The following is a 20,537-nucleotide window of genomic DNA, read 5'->3' as shown; positions in this document are numbered from 1 at the left end:
CGCCACACCGGGGGCGCGGGGTTTGCAGCGTGCCGAGACAAATCCCGCTATCATGAAACGTATCCTACTGCTGTTCTGCGCGCTTGCACCCGTCGTCTGCCAAGCCCATTCGGGCAAGGCACGCTATCATGTCGTCATCGACACCGACGGCGCGGCCGACGACCTGCGGGCCCTCTGCCTGCTGCTGGGCAACCGCGAAGCCGAAGTGCTGGCCGTCACTACCTCCGACGGTGCACAGCACCCCCGGCGCTCGGCATCCTGCGTCCGCGGACTGCTTCGCACGCTCCACCACGAGGGAATTCCGGTCGGCTGCGGGCGTCCGGCAGGCAGTCTCGCTCCGGCATGGCGCGCCCATTCGGAACAGATATGCTGGGGCGAAACCGCCGTTCCGGACCGATACCCCGACGCTCCGGCCCTGCTGGCCGAAACCATCGAAAACGAGGAAGAACCCGTCATCGCGGTCGCATTGGGCGCGCTCACCAATTTCAGCGACCTGCTCGCCGCCCGGCCCGCCCTGAAGAACCGCATCGCCCGCATCGTCTGGTACAACGGCTGCACCCGCCCCCACGAAAGCGCCAACTATTGCACCGATTCGGACGCCGCTCGCTACGTACTGGCCAGCGGCATCCCGGTGACGATGGTTTCCGCCTGCGCCGAATCTCCGGTCGCCGTGACGGCCGCATGGATAGACACCCTCGCCACCGTACCCACGCCCCATGCCCGGAAAATCGTCGCCACGCATCGCACTCCGCCCCTTTCCCGGCTAATCGAGGAACAGCATCTCCAGGCATGGGATGACCTGGCGGCACTCTGTCTCTTCATGCCGGAACTTTTCGAGCACAAGCCGCTCACCCCCACCGTCACGGCCTGCACGCTCCGCAATCCGGAAACTTTCTGCCCCGCGACGGTCGCCCTGCTGCTCGGCAAGCCCGACGCCGAAAGCCGCGTATTCTACGGATTCCCCTGCGACGCCGGATGCTACGCGCAGGACGTCCGGCCCATCATCGAACAGGCCCTCGCCCTCCACGGCCCGAGCGAATGGCGGGCAGGCGTACTGACCAACGAACTCCATGGCCACTTAGGCATCTATGCCATCATCGGCGTCAAGATGGGCATCCGCGCCCGCGAATTCTTCAACATCGGGGTCGACGACATCTTCGTAACCACCTACGCGGGTCACTATCCGCCCGTCAGCTGCATGAACGACGGCTTGCAGGTGGGGACCGGCGCCACCGTGGGCCACGGCCTGATACGGGTGGCGGAATGCGACACCCCGCGTCCCGAAGCGCTGTTCCGCTTCAAGAACCGGGCGGTCCGCCTACGGCTCAAACCCCAATACGCCGACCGCATCCGCCGCGATGTCCGGCACGGCATCGAACTGTATGGCGACCTCACGGAGGATTACTGGCAGTATATCCGGCGGCTGGCCCTGCAATACTGGCTCGAATTCGACCGCCACAAGATTTTCGAGGTGCTGGCCGAGGAGCCGGAAATCGGATAGGTTCAGCGGCTTCGGTCAAATTATTAGGCGGCTTCGTTTGCAGATTTCAGAAAGTTTGCCTACTTTTGGACCCGTAATCCGGAGAGGTGCAGGAGTGGTTGAACTGGCCCGCCTGGAAAGCGAGTAAACGTCAAAAGCGTTTCAGGGGTTCGAATCCCCTTCTCTCCGCCAAGGCCCGAAGACAAAATGGGGCCAAACGAAGACAAATCCCGCAAAATCAAGGTTTTGCGGGATTTTCGTTTTCTTCTCGAAGACATCCGAAAGACACGAAAAAGCCCCGTTCGGACAAAGTCGCGTTACTAAAACCGTTACTAAAACGGCTTTGGGATTTTAGTAACGATTTACGACATAAGTCGCTGATTTGTCGTCTGTTGTCTTAAAAGTGTCTGCTCATAAACCAATTATTAACCGGTTCTTTGCCGACGGCGATCGTTACAGAAATCGCCCGGCGGGAACAAAACGAGAGGTATTATGAGCAAAAGCACATTCACGATTCTTTTCTATGCCCGTAAGAATCAAGTAAACAGAGCTGGTAAAGCGGGCATTATGATTCGTGTTACGGTCAATGGAGAATCCGTACAATTCAGCTCGAAGCTGGACATCGAACCGCAGCTGTGGAATGCGACGAATCAAAAGATGCTCGGCACGACGAAAGCCGCACGCGAATTCAACGCACTACTCGACGAAATACGGACGAGCCTGCGCAACCACTATCGGGAAATCGAAAAATACGAAGCCTACGTAACAGCGGAGAAAGTACGCAATGCCTTTTTAGGAATAACGATTCGGCAACAGACTTTGTTGGGGACGTTCCGCAGACACAACGAAGATGTACAGAAGCTGGTAGGCATCAGCAAGAGTGCGGCCACTTATCGCAAATACGACCGCTGCTTCCGAAGGGTGGAAGAGTTCATTCAGACAAAGTATCGGATGAAAGATGTCGCGCTGAAAGAAGTAACGCATTCGTTTCTTGTGAGCTTCGAGCAATATCTGCGGACGGAAAAACAATGCTGTCAAAATACGGCAGCCAAGTTTTTACAAACGCTGCGCATGATTATCATCGAAGCGAAGAACAACGGATGGATCTTCAACGATCCGTTCGCCAACTATCGAATCCGCTTGAAGAAAGTAGACCGCGGCTATCTGACCGAAGAAGAACTGCAACGCATCCTGCAAAAGAAGATGCCGTGCGTACGGCTGGAACAAGTACGCGACGTATTTATCTTTTCATGCTTCACGGGATTGGCCTACATCGACGTGCGGAATCTTACCAAAGAAAATATCCGCACCTCGTTCGACGGCAAGCTATGGATTATGACGCATCGCCACAAAACACAGACGCCGGTAAACGTGCCGCTGCTGAAAGTACCGCAAATGCTTTTGGAAAAATACAAAGGAACGCTGCCCGACGGTCGATTGCTACCTGTATTGAGTAATCAGAAACTCAATTCGTATCTGAAAGAGATTGCCGACCTATGCGGCATTGAGAAGAATATCACTTTCCATCTGGCAAGGCATACGTTCGCGACGACGATGACGCTGGCCAAAGGAGTGCCGATCGAAACCGTATCGAAGATGCTGGGCCACACGAACATCGTAACGACCCAAATCTATGCCCGCATTACCAACGACAAAATAGGTCGGGATATGCAAGCATTGGCGGGACAATTAAGCGAAATCGAGAAAATAGCGTTGGAGGAATAAACATGAGACGATTTGAGTACTTGATAGCCACACACGGCGCCGATGTCTCGTAAGCGGCAGATTCAATGACAACGGGCAGGCCTTAAAACCTGCCCGCCATTGTTTTCTGTAAACTATCAAATACCTATCTTATTCTTACAACACTTGCCCTGGTCTGTTTGTACTGCGGCATCGTCTCCCCGATTGTTGCACCTATGTAGGTGGGGTCGCAGACAATGTATTTGCGGCCGTCAATCATCAAATGGTCGCCCGGCGTATCGTCGCCGAAGCAGACGGCCGTAGCCAAATGTTCGGGATAATGGAGCAATACGACGTCCAGCCCGAGCAAGTCGCGAATCAGTATGGCATAAAGAATCGCTCGGTCTTCGCAGTCGCTGTAGGGATAATAGAGCGTCTCGTCGGCAAAGAGCGGCCGCTCCTGTCCGAATTGCTCATCATCGGTCCGATAGTCGAACGCCGTCTGCACCCAATCGATAAGCATATTTGCGGCCGCAGCTTTGCTGTTACCGGCGATGGCTTTTTGCAGGATGGGGTACAGCTGCTTTTTGACCAAAGCGCTCAACGACGCCTCCGCATAGATGTTCCACGCATCGGTCAACGGATAATCATTATAGAAATCTATCAAATTTCGGTTGGTCGCGACATTCGCCGAAACTTCAGGGTAACCTTCAGCCGTGAGTTGTCGGGCGTAGGCAGCACGCATGGAGAGCAACGGCTCCCGAGGAATCCGCAACGAGAAAAACTGTTCTTGGGGGAATTCCCGGTCGAAGACATAAAACCGCTTTTGGCGCATGCTGGCATCGGCGACATAGTATTTGCAGCCACCAATATGCAGATAGGCGTATTCATAAATGTTGTTTTTCGAAGGCAAAAGCAGAACCAGCCTCTCGTCTGCGCGGGCGATACGCACCTTGTAGCCCGACTGGGTCAGAATGTACATCTGCAACAGACGGGCTTCGTTGGATTTGTCCGTTCCGAAGAACGCCGTTGTCATCCGTTCCAGAAAACGCATGTATCCCCAGTCGCAAAGCTGCAACTTATCGCGCCATGTCAGACATTCGGCAACGACCGACAGATAGGCGTCGGACGACAACAACTTCCACGCATCAGCCACCTTGTTTTCATCAATACCGACGAGCGAAAACCGATGCTGTTCTTCCAATCCGACGGTGCAGGGTGTGCCGTAAAACGTGAAAGAGAACGACGGCCGCGCCGGCTTTCCCGGCACGGGAAGCGGCGCAACGGGCTGCGGCGGCAGAACGGGCGCCGGAGTCGGCAGGATGTTATCGAACGGAATCGGATCGTTCGACGGCTTCGTGTCGGGGTCTTTCACCACGGGTTTCGGTGGCTCGGGGCGCGGCGGCACCGGATCGGCAGGCAGAGCCTTGTACTCCGACCATGCCCGACGCATATACTCCGCATATTCGGCATTTACCTTATCTCGATAGGCCTTGAACTTACGGATTTCCTCAGCCTTGTAGGAGTCGAAATCGGACAGCGCCTGCCTGCGGTACTCCTCGAACGACTGGGCGGAAACATTTCCGGCTAAAAAGAGCAGCAATAAGAAAAATCGGGTTCGCATAAACACAATCACATTATTTAGCCTGTTGGGCTTTCATTTGTTCGATTTTTTCCAAGAAGCCTTCTCTATGTTCTCGAAGATGGTCAATCTCCTCATCCGAATTCCACTTTTCGGCAAAAAAAGAGGAAGGCCAATACGAGTTAGGGAGGGGCATACGAAACAACGTTATTTATATTCTGAATTTTACCGATTCTCCATATACGGTTCCTATTTCATTTTTTGCATAGGCCCGCACATACACATATCCGTACCAATACCACGATGACCATGTGATATTCGCACTGAATTCCAAGCTATCTCCGGGAACAATTATTTTCTTACTGTCGTTAGGATTATCATCAATCGAGGGGTATTCAAACGTATTGGAATACACAAACCCTCTTTCGGTGTAATTTGGGACACCTTTATATTCGATTCGCCCATTCAATGTGGCAGAATCGAATGCTGCATCTACATTGGTTGCAGCAAGCGTGCTGACAATCGGGTCGCCCGACAGATGAAAGATTCTTTGTTCGCCATATGCGACACCTCTGGCGTTTCTCGCATAGGCTTGTACATAGTAGTCTTTCTCTGTCAAATCGTTTATAGAAATCGAAAAATTTTCTTGTACTGTTGTTGTAATTCTCGTCCCTGCACTGATCGGAGCATGGTGTGTTGCATAGAAAAATCCGACTTCATCAGGAGCATTGCTTCCTCGGTAAGTATAGGCTCCATTTAATGTGGCTTTGTTGCCCGAAATATCCGTTATGTCCAAAGTCCGAATGGTCATATAAGTTTCGATTTCGGTAAGTTGCATATCCGCCCGAGCAGTGCGTCCTGCTTCCACGATAACGCTAAACTTAACATCCACATATCCTTCGGCTACGACCCGCAATTCATACGTTCCGGCTTTCAAATCGACGAATTCATAGTGTCCGTCGTCATAGGTTACGGTTTTCAACAACAAGGCATTGTTATAGTACAATTCAACACCTGTGGCTCGCATAGGTTCGGCTGTACTTTTGACCGTAACAACTCCATAGACATTCCCGGTTGCAACCGATTGCCCGTCCGGCATGTCAGCCGAACAGCTGCAAATGCAAAAAGCAGCCAGAATTACTGATAGAAAATTTTTCATAATCTCTATTGCATCAAAATGTTACGGATGCCGCCAATACCGGTGCTCCGTTATTCAATATCGTAGGAGCGAACGCATACGTTCCGCGGCCTCCGCTGCGGGGATGTACAACGATTCGTCGAGCACCGGGGGCCGCTACGGCATCGATCAGGTTGTAAACGTAAAGTGCCGCAATAGCTCCGATGCAGATATTGCGTCCCGTTGCAAAATGGTCGCGCTTGGTAGCGTAAGTGCGTTTCAGTTCGGCGCTATGGGTCTTACCGATTTTGCGAACATAGTCCGACCGTTGATTCTCGGTAAAGACGATACCGGCTGCCAATGCCGCACAACCGCCGAGGATAAGCCCGCCTTTGAGATTGGCACCCTTGTGGAACTGGCCCCAACCCGGTACGATCGCCGAACGCCACAGACCGCGGGCACCATAACTGTCGGTTACCGTTATGTTATCGAAACTGGGAATGGCATCGATCTGGGATCGGGCATAAAGAGTTGTTAAATAAATTTTTCCGTCCCCTTTGCGCTCCTCGTATTCGTCGATCACCAATGCGTGCAGTGTAACCGGTTTTCCCTGGATCGTACTATTTACCAAAAATCTGCTTTCTACGTATTCGTTTTTTTTGTCATTATGCCATACGAGCCGTTCTTGTTCACTCGATTTATAATCGACCTTGGTGGTTATTCCTTTTTCCAGACCGGCAGCCGCAATCAATTCCGAGAAGCATTCTTGCTTGGCATCTCTCAATGTACCGGCAGAGGCGGATTGTGTAACATACACGAAAGACGAGTTCGATGGCACCGGCAAAGCATGAAGCCATTTCGGTTTTATTCTGTCGGAGGCCCGAGATTGTGCCGATGCCGTCATATTGAACGACATCAGCACCATCGGAACCATAAAATACAGCTTATTCAGCATGGAATCCTTCGTTTACGAATTTCGAAATTTCATTGCCGTATTTGTGTGCGACCCCCGCTTTCTCGATCGCTTGGTTCATTGCTTTGATACGGGCTTTTTCTGCGGCATCGGAATCGATGACATAGAAACATTGGCAATCATTGGTCGCTCCATTGCTTCTGATAAGAACAAGTGCCGGAATATTGATCTCGCCATCGAGTTCCCGGATAACCATCCTTTCGAATCCGCTGACGATGTTATCCGTTTCCTCGCCGTTGAGATCGGACAAGCCGGAATTGATACGCCCCTTGACAATCGATTTCGCATACTCGGCATATTCGTTGATCGCATTGTTCCGAGCTTTGGCTTTGGCTAAACTGATCTTCTTGTTGCCATATGCAGAACCAACCAGAATTTCCGCATTGCCCCTCTTACTCTCGATTTTAGCCAGTTCGGATTCCAGTGTGCCGACGCCCTCGACTTTCCAGCCCTCTTTTGCCAACTCTTTGGCTCGGATTTTCACGTTCTTCAACTCTTTTTTCGACTGTGCGAACGTTTCGGTACTGCAAACCAACGACAACATAATGGTCGCCAAAACAAATAATTTTTTCATAACATTTAATTTTTATTGGGTTGAACAAAAAGTTTCTTTTTATTGGTTTGTTGTCGGATTCAGCGTGCGGACGCAACGGCCGAGATATAAACTATTTTGATTAGTCGTTTCGCTATAACCACTTTCATTATTAAAATTGATATATATATAGTAAGTAGTAATCATACCATTATATATGTTCTGCCTTTGAATACAGGAAGATGTCCAGTAATTATCATTAAACTCTAATTCACTTTTATATCGGTATAAAGTGTTTAATTCATTAAGAGAAGGTAATCTCCAATCCGTAAAATCGCCTAAATTGGAATTTTCACAACTATTATATACATACATAACTGTTCCTGTTCCAATATCTTTTGTTTGCACAGCAAGCCCGATATCGGAAAATTCCAACCATCCTTGATCAATGCGATATTCTTTTCCATACACAATTCCCCCTCGATTAATAGCATATGCACGCATATAATACGTGGTGGTTGGCAGTCCGGTAGCAGAAACGCTAAAATTACCCGCTATTGCACTCCCATTAGCAATGACTTTATTATCATAGATAGTTGGCTCTTTCATAGTACTGTAAACAAAACCTCGTTCTGTATAAGTTGGCTCTCCCGATGATACGATTGCACCACGAAACACCGCAGTCCCTGCTTTAAAATTTATATTTGTAGATTCTAAAGTTGTTACTTCAGGCAACGTCGCTTTTGTCGAAACCGTAATTTGGGAGCTATAAGCAGTCCCGGCCAGATTGGTAGCGTAAGCGCGTACGTAATATGTTTTTTCGAGCGATAACCCTGTAATACGAGTTCTGAACACTCCAGTTCCGCTTTTGGTTACGATTGCTTTTTCGCTGTCGTCCAATGTGGGATTGTTCCATAAAGCATAGACGAATCCGCATTCGGTATATGCAGGATCGCCGACAGAAACGATCAACCCGTACAGCGAGGCCTCTCCTGTTTCGACATCGACATCTTCTGCGGCCTGTATCGAAACCTCTGCTTTGGTAGCAGCATATGTAAAGGTTATCTGCTCACTGCTGTATGTAGTTCTAATACTGCCTCCTACCTGACTATTTGCATAGGCACGAACATAATATTTCTGATCCAGTTGCAAGTCTCTGATAACTGCACTGAATGTTCCTGTACCGGTACCGCTCACCGCTACTTTTGTATCGTTTACTGTCGGGTTACCTGTCAAACCATAGACAAATCCGCGTTCGGTATAGGCCGGATCACCGATACTTTCTACAGTGCCATTAAGAGTAACCATATTTCCCCCAACACTTAAATTGCTGATCGGCTGTACTGAAATTCTCGGAGATGTAGCAGTATAGGTAAAATTTACTTGTTCAGAACTATATGCTATCCGAGTCTCATTTCCGATTTTATAGGTTGCATAAGTGCGGACATAGTATTTTTGATCCAATTGTAGATCCTTAATAATAGTGCTAAAAGCTCCTGTGCCTGTACCACCGACAGTTGCTTTCATATCATCAATCGTCGGATTGCTTGTCAGTCCATAAACGAATCCTCGCTCGGTATAAGCCGGATTGCCTGCATTAACAATAGTACCATTGAGTGTAACGCTACCAGCGGATACATTCAAATTTGATGCATTCTGTACCGACACTTCCGGAGCTGTCGAAGTCAAAGTGAATGTTACGTTGTCTGCACTATATGCTGTTTGAGTAGCATTGACAGCATATGCGCGGACATAATACTTTTGATCCGGCAGCAAGCCACTGACGCCAGTACTGAACGCTCCGGCTCCCGTACCGTTTACAACTATTTTAGTATCATCGACAGTCGGATTGCTTGTCAGTCCATAAACGAATCCCCGCTCGGTATAAGTCGGATTTCCGACGCTCTCAACCGTGCCGTTGAAAGTAACGGAACCAGCTGAAACATTCAGATTAGTAACCGGTTGCGTGCTGACGATAGGTGCCGTAGATGACAAGGCGAACTGTATTTCATTATCGCTGTAAATGGTCTGCTCTGTTTCGCCTATTTTACTCGTGGCGTATGCCCGCAGATAATATCTTTCGTCTAATTGCAGCCCGGTTACATCGGCACTGAATTCGCCGATACCGGTTCCGTTAACCGTTATTTTCGTATCGTTCAAAGTGGGATTATGAATCGTGCCATAGACAAAACCGCGTTCAAAATATGCAGGGTCGCCAGCATCCACGATCGTCCCTTTGAAAGTCGCTGAGCCTTTGGTTACGTTTATACCTGAAACTCCATCTACAGAAACCTTCGGCTGAGACGATATGGTCATAAAATTGATTTCATTGGCACTGTAAGCTGTACCGACGCTATTGGTCGCATAAGCTCGGACATAATATGTCTCACCCAATGTCAGGCCTCTTAAATTATACGAGTATGTGTTATCTTCCGTAACCGGTGCGGTAAGTTTCGCAAGCATATTGTCGAAAGTCGGCATCGAATTGAGCGAATAGACAAATCCGCGTTCAGTATAGGCCGGAATTCCGGCAGCAAGAATTTCCCCATTGAGCGTTGCTGTCGAAGAGGTAATTCCCGTTGCATCCAAAATATTCAAGCGGGGTGTATCGCGTTCGACCCCCACAGTCTTGATTTTCACTTCGGCACGACCGTTCGTCGACCGGACGACGAGAACCGTTTCGTTATTGCCCGCTGAAAGCAATTCACGATCAATAATTACTACGATCGTTTCGGTTTTCCCCAATTTAAGCACACCGCTGGCCGGACGGATTTCCTTAATCCATTTGCAATCGTGCTCGATTTGCCAACTCAAATCTTCGTAACTCGAATTGATGATGCCGAACGAAAGTGTATTCACTCCGGCATTTTCTCCGAAATCGAGTTCTTCGCGATCAGCCGTAACGATGGCTGGGATGCGTTCGATAAGCAGGTGCGCTTGAGATTGTTGTCCTGCCGCTACTCTGATTCTGCTACTGTTCGGATTGTAACCCTCTTTACGGATGTAGATCGTATAATCATCCGGTTCCAAATCGACGAACGAGAAACTGCCGTCGTTGCCGGTAACGGTCGATTTGCCGCCGGGCGAAAGCGTTACATTCACCGTAGCGACAGGTTCGCCTGTGGTTTGGTCAGAGACACTGCCGGCGATACCGCCGGTATTTACTTCTTCGGTCGAATCGCTCGAACAACTATACAGCCCGAGCAAACAGAAAAAAAGAATCGGATATTTCATAACCAAAACTTATTGAGCATATAACAATATTTGCAATTCGGTGTTATGATTCGCCTGAATAGAGACCCGCTGCGAGAAATTTCGATAGTGCGGATGGGAAACAAGGATAAATCTTCCCTCATAGGATTTGCCGGGATCGACCTCCGACATCTGAAAATAGCCGTCGGTACCGGTCACAGCAGTCGCAAGGACTTCGCCCAAGCAATCGGCAGCGATTCCGCTATACAAGCGGATATTGGCATTTGCAATCGGATCTCCGGTCTCTCCGTCCGCCACATGACCATAAAGAGTTCCCGTCGCAGCAGGCTTTTCCAAATCGTTCGAACATCCGAAAAGCAACGAAACGAATAAGCACACAAAAAGAATCTTTTTCATTGTTGCTGAATTTTAGAGAGTTGAATATTTACTTCCATACGTTCGCCGCTAATGGCCGTAACGAGCTTGCGATTAGTTTGATAACCGAACTTCTGTGCTGTGAGGGTATATTGCTGCGCATCGAGTCCCTCGAAACAATAGACTCCGTCGGCTCCGGTCTGTTTGGTAAGGCCGGAGGGGGAAAGTATCACACTGACGTTTTCGAGCGGTTCGCCGGTCTCGCGATCGGATATTACGCCGTATATGGCAGTGTAGATTTCGTAATCATTGTCGGAACAACTGCTGCAAACCGCGGTAAGGCACAGAAGCCCCAACAAGAAACAGAAAAAAAGAGACACTAATTTCCTCATGGTAAAATCGATATTTAGTTGAACTTAAATTCAATTTTACCGTCCGGCTCCCGATACGGCGGGGTAATATGTAAAAAAGAGAAAGTGTGGAGCCGATTTCGTTTATCGAGTGGATGGTTGTGGAATGACCAATAACAACAATAAACGATACAATTACCCCACACTTGGATAGATATGGACATTCTCGGGCAAAGAAGATGCCCGAATCATATATCTATACAAGAAATGAGTGTTGTCCGTCGTCCCGTTGTTATTGAAAAACTTCCACATTTTCCACTCAGGACAGTGCGAAAACACTTTCTAAATATGTCTGCCGGTTACCCGACGAGACAAAAGTAGAAAATAATTTTCACATTGGACAGCACTCATGTAAAAATTCGATGCAAATTTCCGCAAAACTATTTTTTCTCGCAAGCCGAAAAGACCTTGAATCAAAACTTTGTTATTTCAATTTGGGGAAGTATATGCAGGGTTTTCCTTTTTTCGAGAGGCTGCCTGACAGTCATTTGTCCGACTTCGGAGGGGACAATTCCGCCCCGTTGGGGCCAAGGCTTTTGAGTTACTCAAAAGGTATCGAGCAACTCGATACACACCTTGCTATGTTCCGACGAAGGCTACCATCCCGACACCACATGTCATCCACTTTCAGAGTGATAAAAGCTGTGATTTTTCCTTGTTTATTTGCCATACAAACCAACGAATGACGGTCGGTCGCTGAACGGACAATTCACCGGACAAACATACGTTCCAAGGACGATTGCTACCGACCGCTCAACGTTGCAACCAATCGACGTTGAACCATTGGGCTGTTGGACGAAACATCCGTCCGCACTTACGGCTGGCCATCCGTCTGACGGTAGAAACGAATAACTCTATGTATGAAATAATTTGTATTAGTGCAAAAAGAATCTGCAAAATAGCTTTTGTGAATTTTCGATTCAAAAAAGTTTTTTCTTCTATGAAGAATCGATAAAGTTTTCTACTTTTGTAATTGTAACAAGCGAGTAGACACTTGGCGGACAATAGACGACTATTGCAGACAAAAGACTGTTACACAAGCGTTACTACGCAACTTTTGACATATTTATCGCCTTGATAATAAGGATTTTTGGTGAGTAGGTTCGCAAACCCTTCTCTCCGCAAAACACGCACAAAAAACTTCGGCCTTATAGGCCGAAGTTTTTGTGCAGAACTCGCCCCCGGATTTATTTACACCTCCAACAAATCCGCAACTTTTTTGACGGCCGCAAACAAAAAAAAGCGACCGGAAATTCCAGCCGCTTATCAAACCCAGGAGCGGAAAGAGAGGGATTCGAACCCCCGGAACCTTGCAGTTCAACGGTTTTCAAGACCGCCGCAATCGACCACTCTGCCATCTTTCCGAGGACAAAAGTAACACCGATTTTCGATACTGCCAAATCTTGGCTGCGCTTAATTCGCCGGCTTTCCGGCCCGGCACCGCAGCGAACGGACGGCAGGCAGGCGCTCCCCGGTCCGTCCGGACAACGAATCCGCCCGGAGCGGCCCTTTAATTTTCGGCTTTGGGTGTTCGGAATCCCAAAATTTGCCTAACTTTGCCGATGTTAGTCAGGTGCCACTTTTCACGACCCTACCCTATGAACAAAGCGCAATTCGTCGAAGCCGTCGCTCTCGACACGAACATGACCAAAGTCGAAGCCCGCAAAGTGGTCGACGCCATGATCCGTGCCACCGTCCAGACGCTCCGCGACGGCGACCGGCTCGTGCTCTCGGGGCTGGGTTCGTTCAGCGTCCAGCACAAGAGCGAGCGCATAGGGCGCAATCCCCGCACAGGGGCCGCCGTGAAAATCCCGCCCCGCAAAGTCATCAAATTCCGGCCCTCGGTCGAACTCGACTGACCGCGGCCCAACCGAAGAAACCCGTTCAACCCATGCCCGAAATTTCGCAGCGCGCCGAGCTGATGCCGGCCTCACCCATACGCAAACTCGTTCCGCTGGCCGAAGCGGCCCGCGCCCGAGGTGTCAAAATCTACCATCTCAACATCGGCCAACCCGACCTGCCCTCGCCGCAGGTGGGGCTCGATGCCCTGAAGAAAATCGACCGTACGATTCTCGAATACAGCCCCAGCGACGGTTACCGTTCGCTGCGCGAGAAACTGGCCGGCTATTACGAGCAGTATCAAATCAAGCTCTCGCCCGACGACATCATCGTCACCACGGGCGGCTCCGAAGCGGTGCTTTTCGCTTTCATGTCGTGCCTCAACCCTGGCGACGAAATCATCGTCCCCGAACCCGCCTACGCCAATTACATGGCATTCGCCATCTCGGCAGGCGCCACCATCCGGCCCGTCGTTTCGTCCATCGAGCAGGGGTTCGCCCTGCCCGACGTCGCCGAGTTCGAGAAGCTCATCAATCCCCGCACGCGCGGCATTCTGATTTGCAACCCCAACAACCCCACGGGTTACCTCTACTCGCGCCGCGAAATGAACCGCATCCGCGACTTGGTCAAGAAATACGACTTGTTCCTCTTTTCCGACGAGGTTTACCGCGAATTCATCTACACCGGGTCGCCCTATATCTCGGCCTGCCATCTGGAGGGTATCGAGCAGAACGTCGTGCTCATAGATTCGGTGTCGAAGCGCTATTCCGAGTGCGGCATCCGCATCGGGGCGCTCATCACCAAGAACAAAACCCTGCGCAACGCCGTCATGAAGTTCTGCCAGGCCCGTCTCTCACCCCCGCTCCTGGGACAGCTCGTCGCCGAGGCTTCCATCGACGCACCGAGGTCTTACAGCACCGAGGTCTACGAAGAGTATATCGAGCGGCGCAAATGCCTGATCGACGGACTTAACCGGATTCCGGGCGTCTATTCGCCCATCCCGATGGGTGCGTTCTACACGGTGGCCCGGCTCCCGGTCGACGACAGCGACAAGTTCTGCGCGTGGTGTCTCTCGGAATTCAGCTACGAAAACGAGACCGTCATGCTGGCCCCCGCTTCGGGTTTCTATTCCGACCCTTCGTGCGGCCGCAACGAAGTGCGCATCGCCTACGTCCTCAAGAAAGAGGACCTCGAACGTGCGCTCTTCATCCTGCGCAAGGCGCTCGAAGCCTACAACGCGCGCTGACAGCCCCCCCCTACATCATCGGGTCAGACGACGGGTCCGCAGGTTTCTTGAACGGGATGAACTTCTTGTAATAAGGAGTGAAGCGTCCCCGTTCGAGCAGCCATTGGTTGCGTTCCACGAGTTTGCGGATATAGTTCTGACAGTTCAGATGCCGCATGTACCCGAGGTACGAATTGACCGTGGCGACCATCAGCCGCGACGGGCGGTAAACGGCACTGCGCATCTGGCGGTTGATTCTGCGTTTGGTCTTGTTGACCAGATAGCGGCGGTAGGGTTTGATGTTCGCGCCCAGGAAATTCACCCCCTTGGTCACTTCCTGCAAATAAATCTTGTCGGGGTGGAGCATCAGCCCCAGCTCTTCCTTCAGAAAATTACGAATGACGGGAACCAGCTGCATCAGCTTCGCCCGGTCGGTGCCCACGATGAAAAAGTCGTCGACATAGCGGCCATAGTGTTTCACCCGCAGCGTCCGTTTCACGAAGTCGTCCAACTTAGAGAGATAGACATTGCTGAACAGCTGCGAGGTCAGATTACCGATCGGCAGTCCGCATCCGTCGGGCGTGTGGAACAGGCTTTTCGAGGGCGGCAGACCGACCCACTGCCGTTGCGTGCCGCGCACTTCGCAGTTTTCGGTCGGGTCGTTGAAGACAATTTCGTGCGACAGATAGCGCACCAGGTCGTAGTCGATGACCTGCGACCAGGTTTTGCCATCGTAGGCCTTGCGGTTGGCGAATCGGTCCAGCTTCTGCGTAATGATGTCGAACAGAATCTGCCGATTGATATTCATAAAATAACCTTGAATATCCAGTTTCAGCAAGTAGCACTTCCATTGGTAGTTATTCGAGCACGACCGGATATGGTGTTCCAGCCGTCCGATACCGAAATGAGTGCCCATTCCCTTACGGCAGGAGTAGCTGTCCGTGATGAACGTCCGCTCGAACAGCGGCCCCACATAATTGCACAGCAGGTGGTGCACGACACGGTCACGGAAGTCGGCCGCAAAGATTTCCCGTTTGACCGGGACGTTGGTCATGAAACAGATGCTGCGGCCCACACGGTAGCGCCGTTCGGCGATTTCGTGGTAGAGGTCCATCAGATTCTCTTCGAGGTTCATCTCGAAGCGCAGCTGGCTCAGGGTGTTCCGTTTGTTTTCGCGGGCGTCGTAATATGCCTGGAAAACGTCGGTCAGTAGTTTTTGGCTCATAGTCAGATTGATAGGTAAAGGCATCCGCATGGGATGCACATGGTTGCAAAAAGGTAAAATAACAGCTTCTTAGATGCTGGACGCAGCGCACGGAGAAAGCGTTCGCGCGATTGTTGTTGTTCAACGGGTTCACGTTGCCCGAATTGAAGTACAAGTTGCCCGCGTTGCGGTTGCCTGCGTAGTTGGAGGACGAAGACCACACACGGCCCTCCGTGCCGACGCTCGTCAAGGCTCCCGTCGTAACGTGACGGAAGCCCGCAGCAAACATGTAAAGCAATCGCTGGGATGAATGCACCGAAGAAAATGCCCCGGAGCAGACTGGATTGTACAGCCGGAACCTTGCACAGGCGTCGCCCGCAGTTCCGGCGGATTGCTGAATCTAAGGACCGCGCTGGCAGAAACCGTAGTCCGCGCCACTCCGGGTCGCAAGCTGTGGGGAAAAACAAAGGATGGAATAAAACAGTTTCCGTGTAGATGCTGGACGCAGCGCACGGAGAGGCCGTTGGCCCGATTCGGGTTGTTCAAGGGGTTCACGTTGCTCGCGTTGAAGTTCAGGTCGCCTGCGTTCGGATTGCCCGCGGCGTAGGAAGACGAAGACCAGTATTCGCCGTTCGTGCCGACGTACGCCAAGGCTCCCGCCTCCCGGTTGCGGAGGCCCGCAGCAGGGCCGTGTATAGCGGTCGCTGGAATGGATGCCCCGGAGGAGAACCTTGTAGCCCAACTCCGTCGCAAACTGGTGTGTACAACTGAAGAAGCCGTCGGTCGCGTGGACTTCTCCAGCGGACCGCTGAATCTACCGATCGCGCTGGCAGGAACCGTAGCCCCGGCCATTCCGGATCAATGAAGCTGTTGGTACGAAGAATGGCAAGTCGGCCGCCGGAGCGGTTCCGGCGACTTCATAAAGATAAAAAACAGCTCTGTGTAGATGCTGGACGCAGCGCACGGAAAGGCCGTTGGCGCGGTTCGTGTTGTTCAGCGGGTTCACGTTGCCCGAATTGAAGTTCAAGTTGCCCGCGTTGAGATTGCCTGCGTAGGCGGACGACGAAGACCATACGTCGCCTTCCGTGCCGACGTTCGTCAAGGCTCCCGACTCACGGTGGCGGTAGCCCGTAGCAATGGAAAGCAATCGCTGGGATGAATGTCCGGAGGAAGTGCCTCCGGGCAGACTGGGTTGCATAGCTGGCGGTCCGCTCCCGCAGAAATCGGGAAGCGCGTTGTGCCGCCAGCGGATTGCTGAATCTACCCGACCGCACTGACCGAAGCCTTGGCCCCTGCCATTCCGGGTCGTAGATGCTGTTTTTTATCGGGGTCGGGCATGCTCCCGGCATGTCCGGCCAATCGTAAGTGTGGGATAGGAAAGGATATGAGCAGCTCCGGCAGATGCTGGACGCAGCGCACGGGGAAGCCGTTGGCGCGGTTGTTTCCATTCAGCGGGTTCACGTTGCCCGAGTTGAAGTTCAAGTTGCCCGCGTTGAGATTGCCTGCGGCATAGGACGACGACGACCAGGCGTAGCCGTTCGTGCCGACGGCATTCAAGGCTCCCGTCTCACGGTTGCGGTAGCCCGTAGCTTAAGCGTGAGCAGCAATCGCTGGAATGTTTGCCGCGAAGGAGCGCCTCGCAAGGCTGCAACCCCGCAGTAAGCTGGGATGTACAACTGGCGGCGTTTCCGGGCCCGGGGTCCGGGGCACCGCCAGCGGATTGCTGAATCTACCGACCTCTCTGGCTGAAACCGTGGTCCCTGCCACTCCGGGTCGTATGGAGCTGTTCGTATCCGCATGGTTCGGTCGGCATCGGAAATACCCGGCAGATGCTGGACGCAGCGCACGGCGCGCGCGTTGCCTCGGTTGCCCCCATTCAATGGGTTCACGTTGCCTGAGTTGAAGTTCAACATGCCCGCGTTGTTGTTGCCTGCGTTGTAGGACGACGACGACCAGCAGTAGCCGTTCGTGCCGACGACATCCAAGGCTCCCGTCGCATTGTTGCGGTAGCCCGCAGCAGCATATGAAAGCAATCGCTGGGATGAATTCCGGCAGGGAAAGTCACCCTGCCGCAGACTGGGTTGTATAGCCGGAGCCTCGCGCAGGCATGGCCCGCAGCTCCGGCGGATTGCTGAATCTGCCGGCCTCGCTGACGGAAGCCGTGGCAGGCGCTCCGTCACTCCGGGCCGCAGGTCGTTCCGCAGGTTCCGATCCGAATGTAGTTGAAAAACAGCCCCAGTAGATGCTGGACGCAGCGCACGGAGAAGGCGCTGGCCCGATTGCTGTTGTTCAGCGGGTTCACGTTGCCCGAGTGGAACCACAGATTGCCCGCGTTGTGATTGCCGGCAGCGTAGGACGACGAAGACCACACGATGCCCTCCGCGCCGACGACCGCCAAGGCTCCCGTCTCGCGGTGGCGGTTGCCCGCCAATGAACGGCAATCGCTGGATTGAATGCTCCGGAGAAAAGCCCCGGCGCAAACTGGGATGTACAGCTGGCGGGTTGCGCAGCGTCTCCGTCGGGGCCGGGAACAAAGTCGGTCCGGTTCTGCCGACGCGGAAAAACTGCATGAAGTTCAAACGTTTTAGCACGCATGTCAAAACGTTGTAGCTTCGGGGTACCGTCAGCGGATTGCTGAATCTACCGACCGCGCTGGCTCGAACCGTGGTCCGTGCCACTCCGGGTCGCCAAGAGCTGTTTTTGTCTCTTGATTGAAAAGTAAAAATGCTGAATGCTCGATTATGATTGCAGAGTGTCAAAGAGCCCCGAACGACAGAAAAACAGCCGCAGATGCTGGACGCAGCGCACGGAGAAACCGTTGGCGCGGTTGTTCCAATTGAGCGGGTTCACGTTGCCTGAGTTGAAGTTCAAGTTGCCCGCGTTGTTGTCGCCTGCCAGACGCGACGACGAAGACCAATAGTAGCCGTTCGTGCCGACGTTCGCCAAGGCTCCCGTCTCCCGGTTGCGGAGGCCCGCAGCCCGGCAGTTTCGGAGCAATCGCTGGAAAGAATACTTCGGAGGAGCGCTCCTCGGGGAAGGAGCCCAACTCCGAAGCAGCTGGGATGAACAACTGACGGCCTCACGACCGGAGCCTCGCTCCGGCACCGGAGTATGCCGCCAGCGGATTGCTGAATCTACTGATCGCGCTGGCAGGAACCGTGACCCCTGCCATTCCGGATCAAAAAAACTGTTTCTTATCGCTCGCCAATGGACCTTTCCCCGACCTTGGGCGGAACGCAAGCGGATTCAAGGTTCTGCTCCCGGTTTATCGAAAAGTCATTGTCGCGCCTTTTCTTGCCCTGGCGTCGCTCAGGCGAACCTGGCTCGGCCTCGGGCGGTCGAAAAGATTGTTATTCCTTGTCGGCGGCTTCGGGTTCCGCGGCGCAGGAATCGGTTTGCTCGGACTTGTTTTTCGAGGACTTCTTCTTGTCCTTCTGCGTGTATTTCTGCCATGCGCTCAACTGCTTGGTAATCGTATCGAGATGCTCGCACAACATGGCGTATTGTTTCGTCGACAACTGCTGCGTATCGTGCAACAGACGTATCAGCAGCTTGATAGGCACCAGCTTCTCGCACGCCTCCTCGATCAGCGGACCCTTTTCCGCCGTCAGATTGGCCCGGTAGATGCAGACGCACAAACCGATGATCTCTTTCTTGAGCGATTCGCCCATCGTGTAGCGGGCATCGCGCCGGATATGAACCGAAAGTTTCACCACCTGCAACAGCAGGTCGTAAGTCGCCTTGAAAACCGGCAAATTGTCATAAATAGCCATCTAACTCTTTTTTCAAGTCTGCTACGAATAAAAGACATTCCACAGGTGTAGCTGCTTCCAGGCGGAATTCGCGAATCATCCGCACCACGCGTTCGGCCTTGGGATTCGCCACGGCGGCCGTACGCAGAGCCGTCGCCGCAGTTTGTCCGTAAGGGGCGGCCGGACCAGGTGCTGTCGCCACGGAGCCGGGAACACCGGACATCGGAACCTTGGCCCCAACCATCGAACCGCAAGGAACGGAAGCAGGCGCTTCGGGCGACGAACCAGCCAAAGGTGCGAACAGCGGCCGGGTGCGTTCCTCCGCAGGAGGCGCCGCCACGTAGGCCATTCTGCCAGCGCTTCCACGGGGCTGCCGTTCCTTGAGCGGCAGCGAGGCTTTCCACACCTCGCAGGCCCCGGGGTCGATCCGGTCGGTCAGAGCTATCACCACGCGGCCGTCTGCCAGGGGACGCGGCGCCGAAGGGAAATATTTCGACAGCACCGCGGCCGGAAATCCGACCGAAACCATGTCGCGTGCGCAATACTTGATGTGCTTCTTCGAGGGCCTGAAAGGCGACACCCTGCTGACGCAGGCAAATGCCGACCGCTCATAAGCCTTGTAGAACAAGCCTTCGGGATAGAGTACAATCTCGTAGAGGTTGCGGTCCTCCCGCGCGGCGATCTCTTCAAAAAAGCGCATAACTCCGTTTTTGCCCGAAACTACAATCCGGCCTTTCCGTGCGGACTTCCGCGGTTTTCCATCCTAATGCCTTCTTAACTCACCGTTCACAGAAGAACACAGGGTAACACATAATAGCCGTGCAAGATAACACAAGATAAAAGCCGTTCGCCTTATTGCCTGCGCGCCTGCTGGCATCATGTTCAAAAACCGGAAAGAACGTCCGAAAAGGGTCCGAATCTATTGTAACCCGTAGTTTACAATAACAAAAATAGGCTTTTTTCTGAAACAATCCAAATAAAAAGCGCCTTTTTCGTTGAAAAAAATTTTTTTTGCCGCCTTAAAGGCGGCATTTCAAAACAGGAGCGCCCGAAAGCGCTCCTGTTGATGTTGAGACACGTTCGTCTCGCTTTGCTCGCTCACTGTTAATTCTGGACGCAGCGCACGGAGAAGGCGCTGGCCCGACCGCTGTGGTACAGCGGGGACACGTAGCC

18 protein-coding genes and 2 tRNA genes are annotated in these 20,537 nt (G+C 52.4%); 5 read left to right on the top strand and 15 right to left on the bottom strand.

Annotation, left to right across the window (positions count from 1 at the left end; genetic code table 11):
- Nucleotides 1-52 precede the first annotated feature (52 nt).
- The 3 genes from QVG21_RS01555 (at nt 53) to QVG21_RS01545 (ending at nt 3,205) form a co-directional block, all read left to right on the top strand.
- The gene (locus QVG21_RS01555) at nt 53-1,501 is read left to right on the top strand and encodes a nucleoside hydrolase (protein WP_287921461.1); all 1,449 of its coding nucleotides are present in this window, start codon (nt 53-55) and stop codon (nt 1,499-1,501) included.
- Between the two features lie 80 nt (nt 1,502-1,581).
- Nucleotides 1,582-1,672, top strand: a tRNA-Ser gene (locus QVG21_RS01550).
- A gap of 300 nt (nt 1,673-1,972) precedes the next feature.
- Nucleotides 1,973-3,205, top strand: a complete 1,233-nt coding sequence (locus QVG21_RS01545; protein ID WP_287921460.1) for a site-specific integrase — start codon at nt 1,973-1,975, stop codon at nt 3,203-3,205.
- A gap of 124 nt (nt 3,206-3,329) precedes the next feature.
- Here the strand turns inward: QVG21_RS01545 and QVG21_RS01540 are convergent, their stop codons facing one another.
- The 8 genes from QVG21_RS01540 to QVG21_RS01505 form a co-directional block, all read right to left on the bottom strand.
- Nucleotides 3,330-4,766: a hypothetical protein gene (locus QVG21_RS01540; RefSeq protein ID WP_287921459.1), complete on the bottom strand. Its 1,437-nt coding sequence runs from the start codon at nt 4,764-4,766 to the stop codon at nt 3,330-3,332.
- A gap of 190 nt (nt 4,767-4,956) precedes the next feature.
- Complete coding sequence (locus QVG21_RS01535; RefSeq protein ID WP_287921458.1) at nt 4,957-5,904, bottom strand: carboxypeptidase-like regulatory domain-containing protein; 948 nt, start codon at nt 5,902-5,904, stop codon at nt 4,957-4,959.
- A gap of 13 nt (nt 5,905-5,917) precedes the next feature.
- On the bottom strand, nt 5,918-6,817 hold the full coding sequence (locus QVG21_RS01530; RefSeq protein WP_287921456.1) for a DUF5683 domain-containing protein: 900 nt from the start codon (nt 6,815-6,817) through the stop codon (nt 5,918-5,920).
- Complete coding sequence (locus tag QVG21_RS01525) at nt 6,807-7,409, bottom strand: hypothetical protein (RefSeq protein WP_287921454.1); 603 nt, start codon at nt 7,407-7,409, stop codon at nt 6,807-6,809. Before QVG21_RS01525 ends, QVG21_RS01530 begins: the two co-directional genes overlap by 11 nt.
- A gap of 39 nt (nt 7,410-7,448) precedes the next feature.
- Complete coding sequence (locus tag QVG21_RS01520; protein WP_287921452.1) at nt 7,449-10,601, bottom strand: carboxypeptidase regulatory-like domain-containing protein; 3,153 nt, start codon at nt 10,599-10,601, stop codon at nt 7,449-7,451.
- Nucleotides 10,602-10,610: 9 nt separating this feature from the next.
- On the bottom strand, nt 10,611-10,976 hold the full coding sequence (locus QVG21_RS01515; RefSeq protein WP_287921450.1) for a carboxypeptidase-like regulatory domain-containing protein: 366 nt from the start codon (nt 10,974-10,976) through the stop codon (nt 10,611-10,613).
- Nucleotides 10,973-11,326: a carboxypeptidase regulatory-like domain-containing protein gene (locus QVG21_RS01510; RefSeq protein WP_287921448.1), complete on the bottom strand. Its 354-nt coding sequence runs from the start codon at nt 11,324-11,326 to the stop codon at nt 10,973-10,975. The genes QVG21_RS01515 and QVG21_RS01510 overlap by 4 nt, the downstream gene beginning before the upstream one ends.
- Nucleotides 11,327-12,623: 1,297 nt before the next feature.
- Nucleotides 12,624-12,708: transfer RNA gene (locus tag QVG21_RS01505), tRNA-Ser, on the bottom strand.
- Nucleotides 12,709-12,942: 234 nt separating this feature from the next.
- Between QVG21_RS01505 and QVG21_RS01500 the strand changes: the two genes are divergently transcribed.
- Together QVG21_RS01500 and QVG21_RS01495 are read left to right on the top strand one after the other, a co-directional pair.
- Nucleotides 12,943-13,203 carry an HU family DNA-binding protein gene (locus QVG21_RS01500; protein ID WP_251214031.1) on the top strand — a complete coding sequence of 87 codons (261 nt, stop codon included), beginning with the start codon at nt 12,943-12,945 and terminating at the stop codon, nt 13,201-13,203.
- Between the two features lie 32 nt (nt 13,204-13,235).
- Complete coding sequence (locus QVG21_RS01495) at nt 13,236-14,429, top strand: pyridoxal phosphate-dependent aminotransferase (RefSeq protein ID WP_251214032.1); 1,194 nt, start codon at nt 13,236-13,238, stop codon at nt 14,427-14,429.
- 10 nt (nt 14,430-14,439) lie between these two features.
- Here QVG21_RS01495 and QVG21_RS01490 read toward each other — a convergent pair whose 3' ends face one another.
- The 7 genes from QVG21_RS01490 to QVG21_RS01460 all read right to left on the bottom strand — a co-directional run bounded on the left by QVG21_RS01490 (nt 14,440) and on the right by QVG21_RS01460 (nt 20,064).
- Nucleotides 14,440-15,633: an RNA-directed DNA polymerase gene (locus QVG21_RS01490; protein ID WP_251214033.1), complete on the bottom strand. Its 1,194-nt coding sequence runs from the start codon at nt 15,631-15,633 to the stop codon at nt 14,440-14,442.
- A gap of 793 nt (nt 15,634-16,426) precedes the next feature.
- Nucleotides 16,427-16,759, bottom strand: a complete 333-nt coding sequence (locus QVG21_RS01485) for a fibrobacter succinogenes major paralogous domain-containing protein (protein WP_287921444.1) — start codon at nt 16,757-16,759, stop codon at nt 16,427-16,429.
- Nucleotides 16,760-16,872: 113 nt separating this feature from the next.
- Nucleotides 16,873-17,169, bottom strand: a complete 297-nt coding sequence (locus QVG21_RS01480) for an Lcl C-terminal domain-containing protein (protein ID WP_251214035.1) — start codon at nt 17,167-17,169, stop codon at nt 16,873-16,875.
- 619 nt (nt 17,170-17,788) lie between these two features.
- A complete protein-coding gene (locus QVG21_RS01475) occupies nt 17,789-18,043 on the bottom strand; it encodes a fibrobacter succinogenes major paralogous domain-containing protein (RefSeq protein ID WP_287921442.1) in 255 nt (84 codons plus the stop codon).
- Nucleotides 18,044-18,351: 308 nt separating this feature from the next.
- Nucleotides 18,352-18,609: an Lcl C-terminal domain-containing protein gene (locus QVG21_RS01470; RefSeq protein WP_287921440.1), complete on the bottom strand. Its 258-nt coding sequence runs from the start codon at nt 18,607-18,609 to the stop codon at nt 18,352-18,354.
- A 353-nt stretch (nt 18,610-18,962) separates the two neighbouring features.
- On the bottom strand, nt 18,963-19,385 hold the full coding sequence (locus QVG21_RS01465) for a four helix bundle protein (protein WP_251214038.1): 423 nt from the start codon (nt 19,383-19,385) through the stop codon (nt 18,963-18,965).
- Nucleotides 19,372-20,064, bottom strand: a complete 693-nt coding sequence (locus QVG21_RS01460) for a hypothetical protein (protein ID WP_287921436.1) — start codon at nt 20,062-20,064, stop codon at nt 19,372-19,374. Before QVG21_RS01460 ends, QVG21_RS01465 begins: the two co-directional genes overlap by 14 nt.
- Nucleotides 20,065-20,537: the final 473 nt, after the last annotated feature.

The organism is Alistipes sp. UBA6068 (genome assembly GCF_949428155.1).
In the GTDB taxonomy this organism is placed as follows: Bacteria; Bacteroidota; Bacteroidia; order Bacteroidales; family Rikenellaceae; genus Alistipes; species Alistipes muris.
The sequence above is the reverse complement of the archived record's forward strand: the minus strand, read 5'-3'. Positions and strand labels throughout refer to the sequence as shown.

Excerpts from the sequence above, each read along its gene's own strand:
- QVG21_RS01555 (WP_287921461.1), top strand. The coding sequence starts at position 53 with ATGAAACGTATCCTACTGCTGTTCTGCGCGCTTGCACCCGTCGTCTGC.
- QVG21_RS01545 (WP_287921460.1), top strand. The coding sequence starts at position 1,973 with ATGAGCAAAAGCACATTCACGATTCTTTTCTATGCCCGTAAGAATCAA.
- QVG21_RS01535 (WP_287921458.1), bottom strand. The coding sequence starts at position 5,904 with ATGAAAAATTTTCTATCAGTAATTCTGGCTGCTTTTTGCATTTGCAGC.
- QVG21_RS01530 (WP_287921456.1), bottom strand. The coding sequence starts at position 6,817 with ATGCTGAATAAGCTGTATTTTATGGTTCCGATGGTGCTGATGTCGTTC.
- QVG21_RS01525 (WP_287921454.1), bottom strand. The coding sequence starts at position 7,409 with ATGAAAAAATTATTTGTTTTGGCGACCATTATGTTGTCGTTGGTTTGC.
- QVG21_RS01520 (WP_287921452.1), bottom strand. The coding sequence starts at position 10,601 with ATGAAATATCCGATTCTTTTTTTCTGTTTGCTCGGGCTGTATAGTTGT.
- QVG21_RS01515 (WP_287921450.1), bottom strand. The coding sequence starts at position 10,976 with ATGAAAAAGATTCTTTTTGTGTGCTTATTCGTTTCGTTGCTTTTCGGA.
- QVG21_RS01510 (WP_287921448.1), bottom strand. The coding sequence starts at position 11,326 with ATGAGGAAATTAGTGTCTCTTTTTTTCTGTTTCTTGTTGGGGCTTCTG.
- QVG21_RS01500 (WP_251214031.1), top strand. The coding sequence starts at position 12,943 with ATGAACAAAGCGCAATTCGTCGAAGCCGTCGCTCTCGACACGAACATG.
- QVG21_RS01495 (WP_251214032.1), top strand. The coding sequence starts at position 13,236 with ATGCCCGAAATTTCGCAGCGCGCCGAGCTGATGCCGGCCTCACCCATA.
- QVG21_RS01490 (WP_251214033.1), bottom strand. The coding sequence starts at position 15,633 with ATGAGCCAAAAACTACTGACCGACGTTTTCCAGGCATATTACGACGCC.
- QVG21_RS01465 (WP_251214038.1), bottom strand. The coding sequence starts at position 19,385 with ATGGCTATTTATGACAATTTGCCGGTTTTCAAGGCGACTTACGACCTG.
- QVG21_RS01460 (WP_287921436.1), bottom strand. The coding sequence starts at position 20,064 with ATGCGCTTTTTTGAAGAGATCGCCGCGCGGGAGGACCGCAACCTCTAC.